The organism is Vibrio kasasachensis, from assembly GCF_050337565.1.
GTDB lineage: Bacteria > Pseudomonadota > Gammaproteobacteria > Enterobacterales > Vibrionaceae > Vibrio > Vibrio kasasachensis.
Window position 1 is genome coordinate 90,162 of record NZ_JAKJTB010000015.1, and the last position, 14,980, is coordinate 105,141.

The 14,980-nt window shown below is 43.2% G+C and carries 14 protein-coding genes and 1 riboswitch; of the genes, 6 read left to right on the top strand and 8 right to left on the bottom strand.

Annotated elements, in window-relative coordinates; translation table 11 throughout:
• Window positions 1–12 precede the first annotated feature (12 nt).
• Window positions 13–711 (bottom strand): arginyltransferase, encoded by a 699-nt coding sequence (locus L4C38_RS13170; RefSeq protein WP_428798017.1) that lies wholly within the window; start codon window positions 709–711, stop codon window positions 13–15.
• Window positions 708–1,430: a leucyl/phenylalanyl-tRNA--protein transferase gene (gene aat / locus L4C38_RS13175; protein WP_428798018.1), complete on the bottom strand. Its 723-nt coding sequence runs from the start codon at window positions 1,428–1,430 to the stop codon at window positions 708–710. Before aat ends, L4C38_RS13170 begins: the two co-directional genes overlap by 4 nt.
• Before the next feature lie 18 nt (window positions 1,431–1,448).
• Between aat and L4C38_RS13180 the strand changes: the two genes are divergently transcribed.
• Window positions 1,449–1,904: an outer membrane lipoprotein gene (locus L4C38_RS13180; RefSeq protein WP_428798093.1), complete on the top strand. Its 456-nt coding sequence runs from the start codon at window positions 1,449–1,451 to the stop codon at window positions 1,902–1,904.
• 149 nt (window positions 1,905–2,053) lie between these two features.
• Entirely contained in the window at window positions 2,054–3,334 is a 1,281-nt protein-coding gene (gene aroA, locus L4C38_RS13185; RefSeq protein WP_428798019.1) for a 3-phosphoshikimate 1-carboxyvinyltransferase, read from the top strand.
• Between the two features lie 194 nt (window positions 3,335–3,528).
• Here the strand turns inward: aroA and L4C38_RS13190 are convergent, their stop codons facing one another.
• Entirely contained in the window at window positions 3,529–3,777 is a 249-nt protein-coding gene (locus L4C38_RS13190) for a YciN family protein (RefSeq protein ID WP_428798020.1), read from the bottom strand.
• Window positions 3,778–4,253: 476 nt separating this feature from the next.
• Here L4C38_RS13190 and topA point away from each other — a divergent pair, with 476 nt between their 5' ends.
• The 4 genes from topA (at window position 4,254) to L4C38_RS13210 (ending at window position 10,922) form a co-directional block, all read left to right on the top strand.
• Entirely contained in the window at window positions 4,254–6,875 is a 2,622-nt protein-coding gene (gene topA, locus L4C38_RS13195) for a type I DNA topoisomerase (protein WP_428798021.1), read from the top strand.
• 435 nt (window positions 6,876–7,310) lie between these two features.
• On the top strand, window positions 7,311–8,528 hold the full coding sequence (gene glgC, locus L4C38_RS13200; RefSeq protein WP_428798022.1) for a glucose-1-phosphate adenylyltransferase: 1,218 nt from the start codon (window positions 7,311–7,313) through the stop codon (window positions 8,526–8,528).
• A complete protein-coding gene (gene glgA, locus L4C38_RS13205; RefSeq protein WP_428798023.1) occupies window positions 8,518–9,975 on the top strand; it encodes a glycogen synthase GlgA in 1,458 nt (485 codons plus the stop codon). Before glgC ends, glgA begins: the two co-directional genes overlap by 11 nt.
• Before the next feature lie 161 nt (window positions 9,976–10,136).
• The gene (locus tag L4C38_RS13210; RefSeq protein WP_428798024.1) at window positions 10,137–10,922 is read left to right on the top strand and encodes an alpha/beta fold hydrolase; all 786 of its coding nucleotides are present in this window, start codon (window positions 10,137–10,139) and stop codon (window positions 10,920–10,922) included.
• On the opposite strand, the gene L4C38_RS13215 is transcribed toward L4C38_RS13210, so the two are convergent.
• The 5 genes from L4C38_RS13215 to torD form a co-directional block, all read right to left on the bottom strand.
• The gene (locus L4C38_RS13215; protein WP_428798025.1) at window positions 10,900–11,214 is read right to left on the bottom strand and encodes a putative signal transducing protein; all 315 of its coding nucleotides are present in this window, start codon (window positions 11,212–11,214) and stop codon (window positions 10,900–10,902) included. The two genes, L4C38_RS13210 and L4C38_RS13215, sit on opposite strands and share 23 nt — an antisense overlap.
• Window positions 11,211–11,918, bottom strand: coding sequence for a TVP38/TMEM64 family protein (locus L4C38_RS13220; RefSeq protein WP_428798026.1), 708 nt, complete (start codon window positions 11,916–11,918; stop codon window positions 11,211–11,213). Before L4C38_RS13220 ends, L4C38_RS13215 begins: the two co-directional genes overlap by 4 nt.
• A 105-nt stretch (window positions 11,919–12,023) precedes the next feature.
• The gene (locus L4C38_RS13225; RefSeq protein WP_428798027.1) at window positions 12,024–12,617 is read right to left on the bottom strand and encodes a TfoX/Sxy family DNA transformation protein; all 594 of its coding nucleotides are present in this window, start codon (window positions 12,615–12,617) and stop codon (window positions 12,024–12,026) included.
• A gap of 112 nt (window positions 12,618–12,729) precedes the next feature.
• Window positions 12,730–12,812: riboswitch (cyclic di-GMP riboswitch) on the bottom strand.
• 151 nt (window positions 12,813–12,963) lie between these two features.
• Entirely contained in the window at window positions 12,964–13,968 is a 1,005-nt protein-coding gene (purR, locus tag L4C38_RS13230; RefSeq protein WP_428798028.1) for an HTH-type transcriptional repressor PurR, read from the bottom strand.
• 201 nt (window positions 13,969–14,169) lie between these two features.
• Window positions 14,170–14,823, bottom strand: coding sequence for a molecular chaperone TorD (gene torD, locus L4C38_RS13235; RefSeq protein ID WP_428798029.1), 654 nt, complete (start codon window positions 14,821–14,823; stop codon window positions 14,170–14,172).
• Between the last annotated feature and the right edge of the window lie 157 nt (window positions 14,824–14,980).

The following is a 14,980-nucleotide window of genomic DNA, read 5'->3' on the forward strand; positions in this document are numbered from 1 at the left end:
TTGGGGCGTATTCTACCCTCGCCACGTTTGATTTACTAGCCTTTGATGAGGATGAAAGCGGACTTTGTAGTTCATAGCAGGGCACTCATCTATCTGATAGCCGAGATATATCCACTGTTTTCCTTGCTCTCGGCAGTATTCAATTTGTATTAGTACCCCAAGCGTACCAAGAGATAACGAGTAATCGGGGTCATAGAAAGTATAGAACGCACTGGCACTGTTTGACATCATGTCAGTCACTGCAATCGCAATTAGTTTTTCATTGTCATACAGGTGGAGATATTGAGTATTGAGCCAGTTACAGTGTGAAAATTGTTCAAAACTTTGCCGATTTGGAGGGTACATTGTGCCTAAGTGGTGGCGAGCTTCGATATAGCGCGCATATAAATCGTACCAATTATCATCCATATTCTCTTTCAAGTGCCAAGTAATGCCCGATGCTTTGCTTAGGAGACGTTTTTGACTGCGTGAAGGTTTGAATTGATGAGCAAAAATCCGAATAGGCTCGCAAGCGTTACATTGCTGGCAAAGTGGTTTGTAGATGGTATCACCACTACGGCGAAAGCCATTAGCGAGGAGTACTTCGTAATTTGATGAGCTGTGTAGAGTCGGATCCAAAGCCACCGCTACACGCTCTTGACGATCGGGTAGGTAACTGCAAGGGTGATTATCGGTCAGTCCAATTCTAATATGTTGTAAATCAGAGCTCATTCGTGCTTCTCTACAGGTGACGATAGCCATTGGGGCTGAAAACACTGTTTACTAACAGCTTCTTGTCTTAAGGATAGCAGGCTTTTGATAAACTCTGCACGTGGCAACTCAAACGCCCCTAAAGATTGGGTGTGCTCATTAAGTACTTGGCAATCAATAAGCTGCCCACCAAATTGACGAAAATGATGGCAGAAATACCACAAGGCAATTTTGGATGCATTGGTTTTGAGGCTAAACATCGATTCACCACAAAACAACTGACCAACGGAAATACCATATAATCCACCAATAAGCTGGTTTGCTTGCCATACTTCTACAGAGTGGCAATATCCTTGGGCTGCTAATTTCTTGTAAGCGTCGCGCATTTCTTGGCTTAACCACATTTCCTCAGCGCTTCTCATTGCAGCACATTGGTCTATCACTTGTTCAGTAGCGTGGTTGATAGTCAGTTGATATTGATGCTTGCGCTGGAACTTTTTGACACTTCTTGCCGGTTTGAATGTCTTAGGATCAAATAGGGCTCGTGGTGATGGGCTCCACCATAAAATAGGCTCTTCTGGTCCATACCAAGGGAAGATGCCGTTATGGTAAGCTGTCATTAGACGGGCCACTGACAGGTCTCCACCGAACGCAAGTAACCCATTAGGGTCGTCCAGTGCTTCAAAAGGGGAAGGGAAGCTCAATGTTTCACAATCTAATTCTGTCAGATATATAGCCATCAGAGGAGTCAAAGTATGATGAAGAAGTGGGTATGGATATTATTGATTTTTCCGCTATTTGCCAATGCAGCGTATCAACGTAATGTTGCTCGCGCTGTAAATGAAGTGGTATTTGGTCAGGTAGACTCAGTGCGTTACATGACGCAACAAGATGTTATTAAAGCAGAAAGTAATGGATGGGAAACCTTATTGGGCGCCGTTGTTGGTGGCGTTATTGGTAACCAATTTGGTGGTGGAACTGGTAAAGAAGTCGCGACTGCTGTCGGTGCCGTTGCGGGGGCTGGCGTTGCGCGAAATCGAGCAAATCAAAGCTATCGTGTTGAATACAAATTAGTTGAGTTATTGATTCAGACTGAAGATAAACGTTTGATAAACGTCATTCAAGATGTTGACAGTAATATGATTTTTCAACGCGGCGATCAGGTGAGAATTCTCTATTTTAATGATGGTGTCAGAGTTGATCGAGAATACTAAAAGGCTCAATTATAAATGGATGAAATTTGCATTTAGCTTAAAACCAGATTATCTCTGGTTTTAAGCTAGGTTTTTCGATAATCTGAAACTACGAAGAATTTTTCATCATCTAGTAAGGATACTGGGTGAGCAAGGAATAGTAGTTTTTGATGGAAAGCCTTACGTTACAACCAATCAATAAAGTCGATGGTGAGGTAAACTTACCGGGTTCAAAAAGTGTCTCAAACCGTGCTTTGCTTCTTGCGGCATTGGCAAAAGGGACAACTCGTCTAACTAACCTTCTTGATAGTGACGATATTCGTCACATGCTCAATGCTTTAAGCCAATTAGGCGTGAGCTATACCCTTTCTGATGATAAAACCGTTTGTGAAGTCACAGGGCTTGGTGGTGCATTTTCATCATCGCAAGCACTAGAGCTGTTTTTAGGTAATGCAGGAACGGCAATGCGTCCACTTGCGGCGGCACTGTGTCTTGGGGAAGGTGAGTTTGTTCTGACTGGTGAGCCTCGAATGAAGGAGCGCCCAATCGGACATCTTGTTGATGCTCTTCGTCAAGCGGGTGCGCAAATTGAGTATCTTGAAAACGAGAACTACCCACCACTGAAGATTACTGGTAGTGGTCTTAATGGTGGCTCGGTAGAGATTGATGGCTCAATTTCTAGTCAGTTTTTGACCGCCTTTTTGATGTCTGCTCCGTTAGCCAAAGATGATGTGACGATCAAAATCGTTGGGGATTTAGTTTCAAAGCCATACATCGATATTACCTTACATATCATGGCTCAATTTGGTGTTGAGGTGGAAAACCGCAACTACCAAGAGTTTGTGATTAAGTCTGGTCAAAATTATATTGCGCCAGGTGATTTCCTTGTCGAGGGGGATGCATCATCCGCGTCTTACTTCCTTGCGGCCGCCGCGATAAAAGGTGGTTCAATCAAGGTGACGGGTATTGGTAAAAACAGTATCCAAGGTGACATTCAATTTGCAGATGCGCTTGAAAAAATGGGTGCAGAGATTGAATGGGGTGATGATTACGTGATTTCACGCGTTGGTCAGTTAAAAGCGGTGGATTTGGATTTTAATCATATTCCAGATGCAGCCATGACCATTGCGACAACAGCATTGTTTGCGCAAGGTACTACTGTGATTCGTAATGTTTACAACTGGCGCGTTAAAGAGACTGATCGCTTAGCAGCAATGGCGACTGAATTACGTAAAGTGGGGGCTGAAGTTGAAGAAGGAGAAGATTATATTGTCGTTACGCCTCCTGCTCAATTGAAGCATGCCGCGATTGATACCTACGATGATCACCGTATGGCAATGTGCTTTTCTTTGGTTGCATTAAGTGATACGCCAGTGACGATAAATGATCCGAAATGCACTTCAAAAACATTCCCGGATTATTTCGAAAAGCTCGCAAATCTGAGCTGTTAGTCAATTCGATAAATAACAAATCGTTATACCCGTCATACTTGAAGTTGCAGCGGTGTTGGCTGTGTTCGTGCGCCCCAATCACATAGTACACCTATGCTCAGGGGGCTTTCTTACTTGCCGCCTACCTGCATCTTCAAGTTTCTTGGGTATAGATTGTAAAAAGAGCCAGAATATCTGGCTCTTTTTTTTAGCAATTAGTTCTCTAGGGTGAACTCTTTAGATAGGTGGTGAGCGAGGTATTTAAACATGTTAAATACCGCTGTAGTGCTAGCGGTTGGCAGACCACTGTCATCTAAGAAATAGTTACCTTTGAAGACTAACACACCTTCTTTTTCTTCAACGCTATCGGCGCGCATGCCATCGAGATAGTCGTCATGTTCTTGAATGACTTGGTTGGCGATTAATAGTAGGTCAAATTGAGAAATTATTGTTTTTCCGCTCATTATGTGTACCTTACGCTGTAATTATTGGGCGAGATTGGTTGCGATTTTATAGCTTAGGGACCCAGAATACCAATGACCTAAAGCAAATAATTGTATGGTTATTTTGATCTAAAACTTGGACTATTTTGGCTACTGTTCTGTAATAAAGAGAGAAATTGTTTTGTGACGGGCTACATAAATCTGTTTAATCCATTGGCGGAGATAAGATTCCCCCGTTTAGTATGTGGCACTTCAAACATGTGAACGCCCATTTTATTTTGGGTATATCACTATCGCCTGATACAGTCTAAGCACTGTAGTGAAACGATCTGACTAGTTTGGCCCGTAAGATCGATGATTTGTCGAGCAGTCAAAGTTGAATTTCAAAAAAGAGATTGATCTTCTAGCAATCTCGCTCAATAGTAAAAAAAGAAGCAATGTTTACGTATGTTGTGCGTTAAATTCGTACCAGTCATTAAAGGACACTAGAGTCAGTTATGGGCAAGTCACTCGTTATTGTGGAGTCGCCAGCTAAGGCGAAGACCATCAATAAATATCTCGGCAAAGACTTCATCGTAAAGTCTAGTGTGGGTCACGTACGTGATCTACCGACAGCAGGTCAAAGTACCGGTCAGAAAGCGGCAGCAATATCGACAAAAGGCTTAAGTGCCGAAGATAAAGCGATCGTTAAACAAGAAAAAGATCGCAACTCGCTGATCAAAAAGATGGGTATTGACCCATACAATGGCTGGGAAGCAAATTACCAAGTGCTTCCGGGTAAAGAAAAAGTAGTTGCCGAACTACAAAAACTAGCGAAAGACGCAGATTGCGTTTATCTCGCAACCGATTTGGATCGCGAGGGAGAAGCTATCGCATGGCACCTTCGTGAGATCATCGGCGGCGATGAACAGCGATACAAACGTGTAGTCTTTAACGAAATTACTAAAAACGCGATTCAGCAAGCATTCGAAACTCCTGGTGAGTTGAGTATGGATGGCGTTAATGCACAGCAAGCACGCCGCTTCATGGACCGTGTAGTGGGCTTTATGGTTTCGCCACTGCTATGGAAAAAAGTGGCGCGCGGATTGTCAGCGGGTCGAGTTCAATCTGTTGCGGTGAAACTGCTGGTTGAGCGTGAGCGTGCTATCAAAGCTTTCATCCCAGAAGAGTTCTGGGATATCCATGCTGACACCAAAACTCAAGACAAAACAGACTTCCGTCTGCAAGTGTCTCAGAAAGATGGTTCGGCATTTAAGCCTGTCACTGAAGCGCAAACTTTAGCGGCAGTATCGGTACTTGAAACCGCCTCTTACGAAGTGTGTAAACGTGAAGACCGTCCGACATCAAGTAAACCGTCGGCACCATTTATCACATCGACACTGCAACAAGCGGCAAGTACTCGTTTGGGCTACGGCGTTAAAAAAACCATGATGCTAGCTCAGCGACTATATGAAGCGGGTTACATCACTTACATGCGTACTGACTCGACGAACCTAAGTTCAGAAGCAGTAGAGACGTTACGTGAGTATATCGGTAGCGAGTTCGGTGAGGCATACTTACCAGCGAAAGCGACGGTTTACGGCAGCAAGCAGGGTGCACAAGAAGCGCACGAAGCGATTCGTCCTTCTGATGTTGCTGTGAAAGCAGATGACCTACAAGGTATGGAAGCTGACGCGCACAAAGTGTACGCATTGATTTGGAACCAATTTGTTTCATGTCAAATGACGCCTGCGCAATACGACTCAACCACAGTGAGCGTGAAAGCTGCAGAATACACATTGAAAGCGAAAGGTCGCATTCTTAAGTTTGATGGTTGGACACGCGTTCAACGTCCTCTTGGTAAGAATGAAGATCAAATCCTGCCTGCAGTACAGGTTGGCGATAAGCTTGATATGATCGCACTTGATCCTAAGCAACATTTTACTAAGCCACCTGCTCGTTATACTGAAGCAGCATTGGTTAAAGAACTTGAGAAACGCGGCATCGGTCGTCCATCGACTTACGCATCAATTATCTCAACCATCCAAGATCGCGGTTACGTAAAAGTCGAACAGCGCCGTTTTTATGCAGAGAAAATGGGCGAGATCGTTACAGACCGATTAGATGGTAGCTTCCTTGAGTTAATGAACTACGAGTTCACCTCTCGAATGGAAGAGAAGCTTGACCAAGTTGCCGAAGGCGAAGCGGATTGGAAGTCAGTCTTAGACAACTTCTTCAAAGATTTCTCAGGTGATCTTGTACAAGCTGAGCAGGAAGAAGAGCAGGGCGGCATGAAGCCAAACCATATCGTATATACTGATATCGAGTGCCCGACATGTTCCCGCCCTATGGGTGTTCGCACGGCTTCGACTGGTGTATTCCTTGGTTGTTCTGGTTATGCATTGCCACCAAAAGAACGTTGTAAGACGACGATCAACCTTGGTGACGAAGAGGGCATAATCAATGTTCTTGAGGAAGACGTAGAAACGGCGGCGTTACGTGCGAAGAAACGTTGTCCTATCTGCGAAACCGCGATGGATGCTTACCTAATTGATGATAAGCGCAAGCTACACGTGTGTGGTAACAACCCGAACTGTGAAGGTTACGTGGTTGAGTTCGGTGAGTACAAAGTGAAAGGCTATGAAGGTCCGCTTGTTGAATGTGACAAGTGTGGTTCTGACATGGTGCTGAAGAACGGTCGCTTTGGTAAATATATGGATTGTACTAGCGAGACATGTAAAAACACTCGCAAGATCTTAAAAAGTGGTGAAGTAGCGCCGCCAAAAGAAGATCCTGTACACCTTCCAGAGCTACCGTGTGAAAACTCAGACGCTTATTTTGTGTTGAGAGATGGTGCATCGGGTTTGTTCTTAGCGGCAAGCACGTTCCCTAAATCACGCGAAACACGCGCTCCGTTAGTGGAAGAGCTAAAACGTTTTAAAGATCGTATTTCAGCGAAGTTCCACTATCTAGCGGATGCGCCTGAGAAAGATCCAGATGGTCTTCCTATGGTAGTGCGCTTTAGCCGTAAATCGAAAGAGAATTATGTTCGCTCTGAGATTGATGGTAAACCATCAGGTTACACCGCTCTTTATGTTGAAGGTAAATGGGAAATTACCGACAAGCGTAAAAAAAAGTAACTCCGACCATATAGAAAAAAGCAGCGATTATCGCTGCTTTTTTTATGCCAGCCGTTTATCTGCAAATCGATAGCTCCAGTCTAGTTTCGGTTAATACGACCAAGTAACAAAAATGAAACCTAACGTTGTTAGGGTAAGAGCCATTGTTGGTTGATGAAGTCAAAGCTCTGTTTTGTGACTGTTATTAATTTGTTCTACTACTGAGTTGTAATGTGAGCTAGGTCAGGTGATTGTTAAGCAACCTGTTAGTATTCGACAGTATGGGATATTTAAAATTGTATTCTTTATTAGATACGATAATTTATAACCAACGGCTTGCACATAATAATGGAATGGATCCAAATAATATCGCCAACCGTTCAGGCTATGCCTATCTAGGGATGACAGTGTCAGCAATTGACACTGATTAATAAAAAACAATATGGAGAATGACCAATGGCTGGTGTTTTAGGTATGATCCTTGCTGGTGGAGAAGGTTCGAGATTGCTTCCACTCACAGAGTCTCGCAGTAAACCTTCGGTTCCGTTCGGGGGGAGCTATCGCCTTATTGATTTCGCGCTTAATAATTTCGTTAATGCTGATCTGATGCGCATATATGTGCTGACTCAATTTAAATCACAATCCCTTTTCCATCACCTGAAAAAAGGTTGGAATATTAATGGGATCACGGATAGGTTTATTGATCCTATCCCCGCTCAGATGCGTACAGGTAAACGTTGGTATGAGGGGACTGCTGACGCTATTTATCAAAACCTACGTTTTATGGAACTTTCTGAGCCTGATCAAGTTTGTATCTTCGGTTCCGATCATATATACAAAATGGATATCAAGCAGATGCTCGATTTCCATAAAGAGAAAGAAGCATCCTTGACTGTTTCTGCTTTGCGTATGCCGCTATCTCAAGCATCCCAATTTGGAGTTATTGAGGTAGATATTGATGGTCGTATGATTGGTTTTGAAGAGAAGCCAGTTAATCCGAAAGCGATTCCGGGCGATCCTGAGCACGCATTGGTATCTATGGGGAACTATGTGTTTGAAGCTCCGGTATTGTTTGCGGAATTGATCGAAGATGCCGATAACCCAGGTTCTGATCATGACTTTGGTAAAGATATCATTCCTAAAATGTTTCCTCGTGGAGATGTCTTTGTCTATGACTTTAGCCGTAACAAGATCACTGGCGAAAAAGAAGAGGTTTACTGGCGTGATGTAGGGACGATTAGTGCTTATTGGGAAGCGCATATGGATCTTCTCAAAAAAGATGCTCCGTTCTCACTTTATAACCGTAAGTGGCCGTTACATACATTCTATCCTCCACTACCACCTGCGACGTTTACGGATTCAGATAATGGTCGCGTACAAATCATAGATAGTTTGGTGTGTAATGGTAGCTTGGTTTGTGGCTCTCGAATTGAAAAATCAGTACTTGGTTTTCGCAGTAACATAGGTTCGGCATGTGATATCAGTGAAAGTATCCTGCTTGGTGATGTGAAAATTGGTGAGGGGTGTGTATTGCGCCGTGTGATCGTCGATAAAAATGTTGATATTGCACCGGGGACTCAGATTGGCGTTAATTTAAAAGAAGACCGTAAGCATTTCCATGTCTCTGACGAAGGTATTGTCGTCATCTCGAAAGGAGCGCGTGTTGGTTACTAATCCTTTATCAATTTTGTTTGTAGCCTCCGAAGTTGAAGGGCTGATAAAGAGTGGCGGCTTAGCGGATGTCGCTAAAGCATTGCCTCAAGCTCTACATGCGTTAGAACAAGATGTCAGGGTAACCTTACCAGGTTATCGTAAAATAGAGGCGCTACAGAACGCACCAATAGCTTTGCAAACTCAGTTAGAACATTGGCCTCACACTCCTTACAAAGTGCGCCAGCTTTCGATAGGGGACGTTACAGTGTATGCCATTGAATGCGATCAGTATTTCGCACGAGGTGATATGTATTCTGAGTACAATCAAGCCTATCCAGATAATGGCGAACGCTTCTCGTTCTTTAGCGCGGCATGCCTCGACATGCTGCCTAAATTGGAATTTAAGCCAGACATTATCCATGCCAATGATTGGCATACTGGGTTTGTGCCATACCTGCTTAAGCATCGCTATGCGGAACACCCATTTTTTGACCATACCAAAAGCGTAATATCGATTCACAATGCTGTATTTAAGGGCGTGTTCAGTTTCGATGAGTTGCCAACGTTGCCTGAAATGCAAGGGCGCTATGCACCTGATGCGGCAGTCAGTGCTACCCATGTAACGATGCTTAAAGCGGGTGTAATGACGGCAGACAAAATTAACGCTGTTAGCCCTACATATGCAGAAGAGCTCAAAACTGAGCTGGGTAGCCACGGTATGGCGAAGGAGTTTCGCGCTCGGGAACATGACTTAGTCGGTATACTGAATGGTTGCGATTATGGTGATTGGAATCCGGCTATCGATGATTTTCTTCCAACAACATACTATGCAGAAATGCAAAGTATGTTGGCGGGCAAGGGCGTGTGCAAACAAGCGCTTCAACAGCGCGTAGGCTTACCGACGAACGATCTTGCGGTGTATGGCATGGTTTGTCGCCTAACGAGCCAGAAGGGCGTACATTATTTGCTGCCAATTCTAGAGCGCTTTCTTAAATTGGATGCACAACTGGTTATTGTTGGCACGGGTGACCCAATTTTAGCCACTCAATTGGCGGAAATAGCGGCCTGCCATAGCGACAAGTTCGCATTTGTTGAAGCGTATAGCAATGAGCTTGCACACTTGGTTGAGGCGGGGGCTGATTTCTTCTTAATGCCGTCTGAATTTGAACCTTGTGGTCTAAATCAAATATATAGTATGGCTTATGGCACCTTGCCTATTGTGCGAGCGGTCGGTGGATTGAAAGACAGTGTGGTTGATTATGATGTTGCCCCTGAAATCGCCACTGGGTTCAGTTTTCTAAATCCAGAACCAATCGAGCTTCTTAGCGTGATGCAGCGATCTTTATTGTTCTATGTACAGCAAAGAGAAGAGATGGCACGAGTACAACTGTACGCAATGCAGCAACAATTTTGCTGGAAACGAGCTGCGGAAGAGTACTTAGCTTTGTATCGAAGTGCACTCAGTTAAAAGAGAGGTTCATAAAAAGGCATCAACTGATGTCTTTTTTTTACACTTTTCTCATCTCAAATACTTATAAATGATGTAATCTCAGTTGAGGTGAAGCAACTTTGTGGTAGGCTTCTTTTTCTTAAGTAGTATTAATTTTAATAGCATAAAAGAGTAATGCCTTGCTGTTTCATAAAACCTATCTTCATCCGACTAGTACAGAATGGGTTGTTTTCGTTCATGGTGCTGGTGGCAGTTCATCGATCTGGTTCAAGCAGATAAAAGCTTATAAAACGCACTTCAATTTATTGTTGATTGACTTACGTGGGCATGGCAAATCGAACCAGTTACTTAAAGAGATTATGGCGAGTCGCTATACCTTTAAAGCCGTTACCCTCGATATTTTGCAAGTTTTAGATCATCTTAAAATTCAATCTGCTCACTTTGTCGGTATGTCATTAGGGACTATCATTGTGCGTAATGTGGCTGAGTTGGCTGCGGAGCGTGTTAAGTCAATGGTGTTAGGTGGCGCGGTAACGCGTTTGAATACCCGTTCGCAGTTGTTGGTAACGGTTGGTAACGCCTGTAAGCATATATTGCCCTACATGTGGTTATACAGCTTGTTTGCCTATATTGTCATGCCGCAGAGCACGCAAAAACAGTCCCGGCATCTATTTATTCGGGAAGCAAAGAAGTTATGCCAACAAGAGTTTAAGCGTTGGTTCAGGCTTGCGTCTGAAGTGAACCCCTTGATGCGTTACTTCAAAGATAAAGAGTTACCGATCCCAACACTGTATTTAATGGGCGATCGTGACTATATGTTTATCCAGCCAGTTAAAGAAATGGTGCAAGTGCATAGACAAAGTCAATTACTCGAAATCGCTAATTGTGGTCATGTGTGTAACATAGAGCGCCCAGATGAGTTCAACCAGCATTCTATTCGTTTTATTCAGCAACAGATAAGCTAGATCCACACTGCCAACATAAAGCGAACTGACCTTCGTTTATTTCATTGCACACTGGGCATCGCCAAGATTGCTCGGTGTGTGGTTGTTCAAACTGCTCAATCAAGTGCATCGCTTGTTGTTTTTTGCCTTCCTCCAATAGCCATACGTGTGGTGCGCTCGCTTCACCAAATGGCACCTCTCCTTGTAAGCCAAAAATGCCTTCACCGCGCACCTCACACTTGATGTCGTATGAACGTAAAAGCTCACAGACGATGTGAGCTTGAGGAGGATTGTTCGCGCTGTATATCTTCAAGACGCTTCTCCATTTTGTGCATCATTTTGAGATTGCGGTGAACGCTTGAATTTTGTCATCAACCATTTAGCGACAATTGGGAATAATCCAAGTAGTGCAAATGAAATGAGTACAGAAGGTGAAACGATACCGGATAGGCTGTCAATTTGTGCCAATTGTGTACCTGCATTGAGGTAAACCGCCGTACCAGGCAGCATGCCAATTTGGCTGACAAGATAAAACCGCGCTGTTGATATTGGCGTTAGCCCCATTAATAGATTGATTAAGAAGAATGGGAATACAGGAATAAGGCGTAACGAAAATAGATAGAATGCGCCATCTTTTGCAACGCCTTGGTTTATCGAGTTCAACTTATCACCAAATTTGCTTTGTACCCAATCACGAAGTAGGAAACGGCTGCTTAGGAAAGCAATTGTTGCACCTAATGTACTAGCAAATGAAACGAGCAGTAGGCTGCTCCAAAAACCAAATAGAGCAGCGCCAAGTAAGGTGACAACCGCCGCGCCAGGAATAGAAAATGCGGCGATTGCAACATAGGCAAAAAAGTAGCTCAGGGCTGCGAGTACGAAGTTCTGTTCGATAAATGCACTCAGTGCAGCTTGTTGGGCTTTGGCATTAGTCAGCGTAAGTTGATCACCAAATTGCGTGATCAGCAGGGCAATTAACGCGACGAGAAATACTCCGATAACAAGCTTCTTATTCATTTTTTTCTCCTGAACTTGATGTTCATTTACTATCTTGTTGAATAAGAACCGTAAAGCCAACGAAAACTTTCAAAAAAAAACCAGCGATTATCGCTGGCTTAGAGTTTAGTTATGCAACCTTGAAAGTAATTCATCCCGACGAGATTGCGGAACCACTGACCAGTGTGTTCCTTTTATTGCACCTTCAAGCGACCACAATAGCTCAAGGCTTATTTCACTAACGTGTGACTCTCGAATAGCCTTGTAAGCTTCAAGAGAGCCAGTTTGTTCGAGTTGCTTAACGTTGTCGATACCGACTTTCTTAAGCATTCGTTCTGTCGCCAGTCGTAAATTGGGTAAATCCTTGATGCGAGTTGGTTTGGCTTCAGCTTGAGTAGACTTTTCGCTTTGTGCTTTAACAAGCGCTTCACGAGCAACTTGCAGTGTTTGGTCACAATCGTCCTGCCATTCTTCACTTAAAGCAAAGTATTTGGTCACAACAGGGAACCCACGCTTGTGATACACGTACGGCTCTAGACCTTGTTGTTTAAACTGCTTAGTGAGTGTGTTGTCGGCACGAATATGAAGTTTGTCGTGTACAACTAGCGCAAACATTGTTTCGTCTGCGAAGATCCCAAACCCACCAAACATAGAGCGAGATTTAATACGACCTAGTGGCTGAAATAGCCTCATTGAGTCTTTAAGTATTGGTTTATCCATTCAGTACTTTCTCGGTGTATGTGTATAATAATACGCCACCAAATCAGGTCCGAGAGAATAGCAGCTAATGCAGAAATCAGGAGAGTAATCCGTTAACGAGTGCATTTCTACCATCGGTAACCCCGCTGCCATACATAATGTTTAGGCCGGTGGCTTTGCGTCCCATCTTTTCAGAATGGTTTGCCCTGTGCGTGACTTAATTTGCTTTGCTAAAGATTAAGATACTTCGACATAGAAGTATTACAACACTATGAGATATTTGTGATCCTAATGCAAGAATTAAGTTGAATGTGAAAAGCAATAGCTGATGTGATGACCATCAGCTATTGTTATAGGAATCATTAGCTTAGTTTATTTTAGCTACTGTAGAGCGTTCAACGATTTCTGGATGCATTTCAAATATTCGTTTGTCGTGTTCTTTATCTTTAATTCGCTCAAGTAAGATTTCAAACGCATTTTTACCGACACGACGTTTTGGTTGGTGAACTGTAGTTAATGGCGGAGAGAAGTACTCAGCCAGTTCAATGTTATCGTAACCAATGACAGACATATCTTCAGGAACACGGATGCCATTTTGCTGTAGGCGGCTCATTAAACCAAGTGCCATCGTATCATTGAAGCAGAAAATTGCGGTAGGGCGCTTATCCATAGCAACGATTTTGTCCGCAGCTAGCACAGCTGTGTCACATTCGAAGTTGCCTTCTAGAATCCAATCTTCGTCCACGGGTAAGTTAGCTTCTGCCATAGCACGCTTGAAGCCTTGAATACGTTCCTGACATGCAGCTTTCTCAAAGTGACCACTTAAACAGGCAATATCGGTGTGACCATGTTTAATTAGGTACTTCGTTGCGAGGTAACCACCTTCTTCTGAGTTGTCGATGATTTTGTCGGCTTGCGAACTTTCAGGACCCCAATCCATGACCACTTTTGGAATATCTTTGTGACGATTAAGCATCTCACTCAATTCTTCAGTGAAATCTGAACACATAACTAAAATACCATCGACACGCTTTTCAGCCAACATACGGACATAGTCACGTTGTTTCTCGTAGATACCACCGGTATTGCACAGAATTAAGGTATAACCTTGGCGATAACAGTAGCTTTCTACACCATCAATCACTTCAGAAAAGAATAAGTTTGTAGATTGAGTAACCAGCATACCAATGGTGCGCGTGCTGTTACATTTCAAACTACGAGCTACGGCACTAGGAGCGTAGTTTAGCTCTTGTACTGCTTCCATTACACGTTCTTGAGTTGTTTCTGCAACAAAGCGAGTTTTGTTAATTACGTGCGAGACTGTTGTTGTTGAAACGCCCGCGAGACGCGCAACATCTTTTATAGTGGCCATAAGGTGTGATCCTATTTATAGTTGCCACCTAGCTATTCACATTCTTGAATAAATTGGCAGGAAGTATTAGAAATACAAAAACCGCTTTTTTACAGCGGTTTGCACTTGATTCATATTTTTTATCGTTTTCGGTTACGATTTTAGACCGCATCGTCGCCAGTAGCAAACGAAAACCTTTTCCCATCAAACGGAAGTCGGATTTTAGTCGGCTTCACCAACAAGATAGTCGCAATCAAGGTTTAGGAATGCAACCAGAAGCGATACAACCGCAGAGTAGAAGCCAAACGAGTCTAAACTTTGGCTCTTTGCTGAGAATTTTGGTACCCAGTTAAGAATATGTTGACGAATAAAGGATTCTTGTTCGATGAGCGCATCATTTAAATGACGCTCCTGCTCAAGTTCATTTGAGCGAATAATCATATTACCTAAGAGGTCGAGTTCGATGGCAATATGGTCAGCAGGTTCATTCATCTCTTTATTGATCGCAACACCGTGTTGAATGAGCAGTGCTTCCATCTCTATCGCGGGTTCATCATGTAATAGACCGCTCTTACCCACATACATAGAGGCATAAGGTAATGCTGATTCCTTGTCTGACTTTAAAAATAAGTCACAAAAATCAGCGGCAAGTTCAAGTTGTCCATCCTCGCGATCGATCTGACGATTTAGCGCGTCAACAAGTCGATCAATTGCGGGTTTTAGTGTTGGGTTTTCACCAAGACCAGCTAGGAAGCTGCGAATTTCAGGGCTTTGATATTGAACTAGTTCTGCCTCTGTAAGCTCTTTGGCAAACAAACTAGAAAACCACCAGTAAATTTCTGCACGCTTTTCATTAAAAGCTTTTAGTTCTTGCATCTGATAATGCTCCAAGTTTTCGTACTGTTAGTATTTTAGCGAAGAAAAATGAATAGCGATAACGCATGTTGTGACTAAATGGGTCAAAAAATGGCAAAATGTTAACAACTAAGCTAGGTTTGTTTTGAATCAATAAAAAATCATCTTTCTTGAGTTT

What these genes read in the sequence shown, in the direction of transcription:
- purR (WP_428798028.1), bottom strand. Translation starts at nt 13,968, where the DNA reads ATGGCCACTATAAAAGATGTTGCGCGTCTCGCGGGCGTTTCAACAACA.
- aroA (WP_428798019.1), top strand. Translation starts at nt 2,054, where the DNA reads ATGGAAAGCCTTACGTTACAACCAATCAATAAAGTCGATGGTGAGGTA.
- torD (WP_428798029.1), bottom strand. Translation starts at nt 14,823, where the DNA reads ATGCAAGAACTAAAAGCTTTTAATGAAAAGCGTGCAGAAATTTACTGG.
- L4C38_RS13180 (WP_428798093.1), top strand. Translation starts at nt 1,449, where the DNA reads ATGAAGAAGTGGGTATGGATATTATTGATTTTTCCGCTATTTGCCAAT.
- aat (WP_428798018.1), bottom strand. Translation starts at nt 1,430, where the DNA reads ATGGCTATATATCTGACAGAATTAGATTGTGAAACATTGAGCTTCCCT.
- L4C38_RS13170 (WP_428798017.1), bottom strand. Translation starts at nt 711, where the DNA reads ATGAGCTCTGATTTACAACATATTAGAATTGGACTGACCGATAATCAC.
- L4C38_RS13220 (WP_428798026.1), bottom strand. Translation starts at nt 11,918, where the DNA reads ATGAATAAGAAGCTTGTTATCGGAGTATTTCTCGTCGCGTTAATTGCC.
- glgC (WP_428798022.1), top strand. Translation starts at nt 7,311, where the DNA reads ATGGCTGGTGTTTTAGGTATGATCCTTGCTGGTGGAGAAGGTTCGAGA.
- L4C38_RS13225 (WP_428798027.1), bottom strand. Translation starts at nt 12,617, where the DNA reads ATGGATAAACCAATACTTAAAGACTCAATGAGGCTATTTCAGCCACTA.
- topA (WP_428798021.1), top strand. Translation starts at nt 4,254, where the DNA reads ATGGGCAAGTCACTCGTTATTGTGGAGTCGCCAGCTAAGGCGAAGACC.
- L4C38_RS13190 (WP_428798020.1), bottom strand. Translation starts at nt 3,777, where the DNA reads ATGAGCGGAAAAACAATAATTTCTCAATTTGACCTACTATTAATCGCC.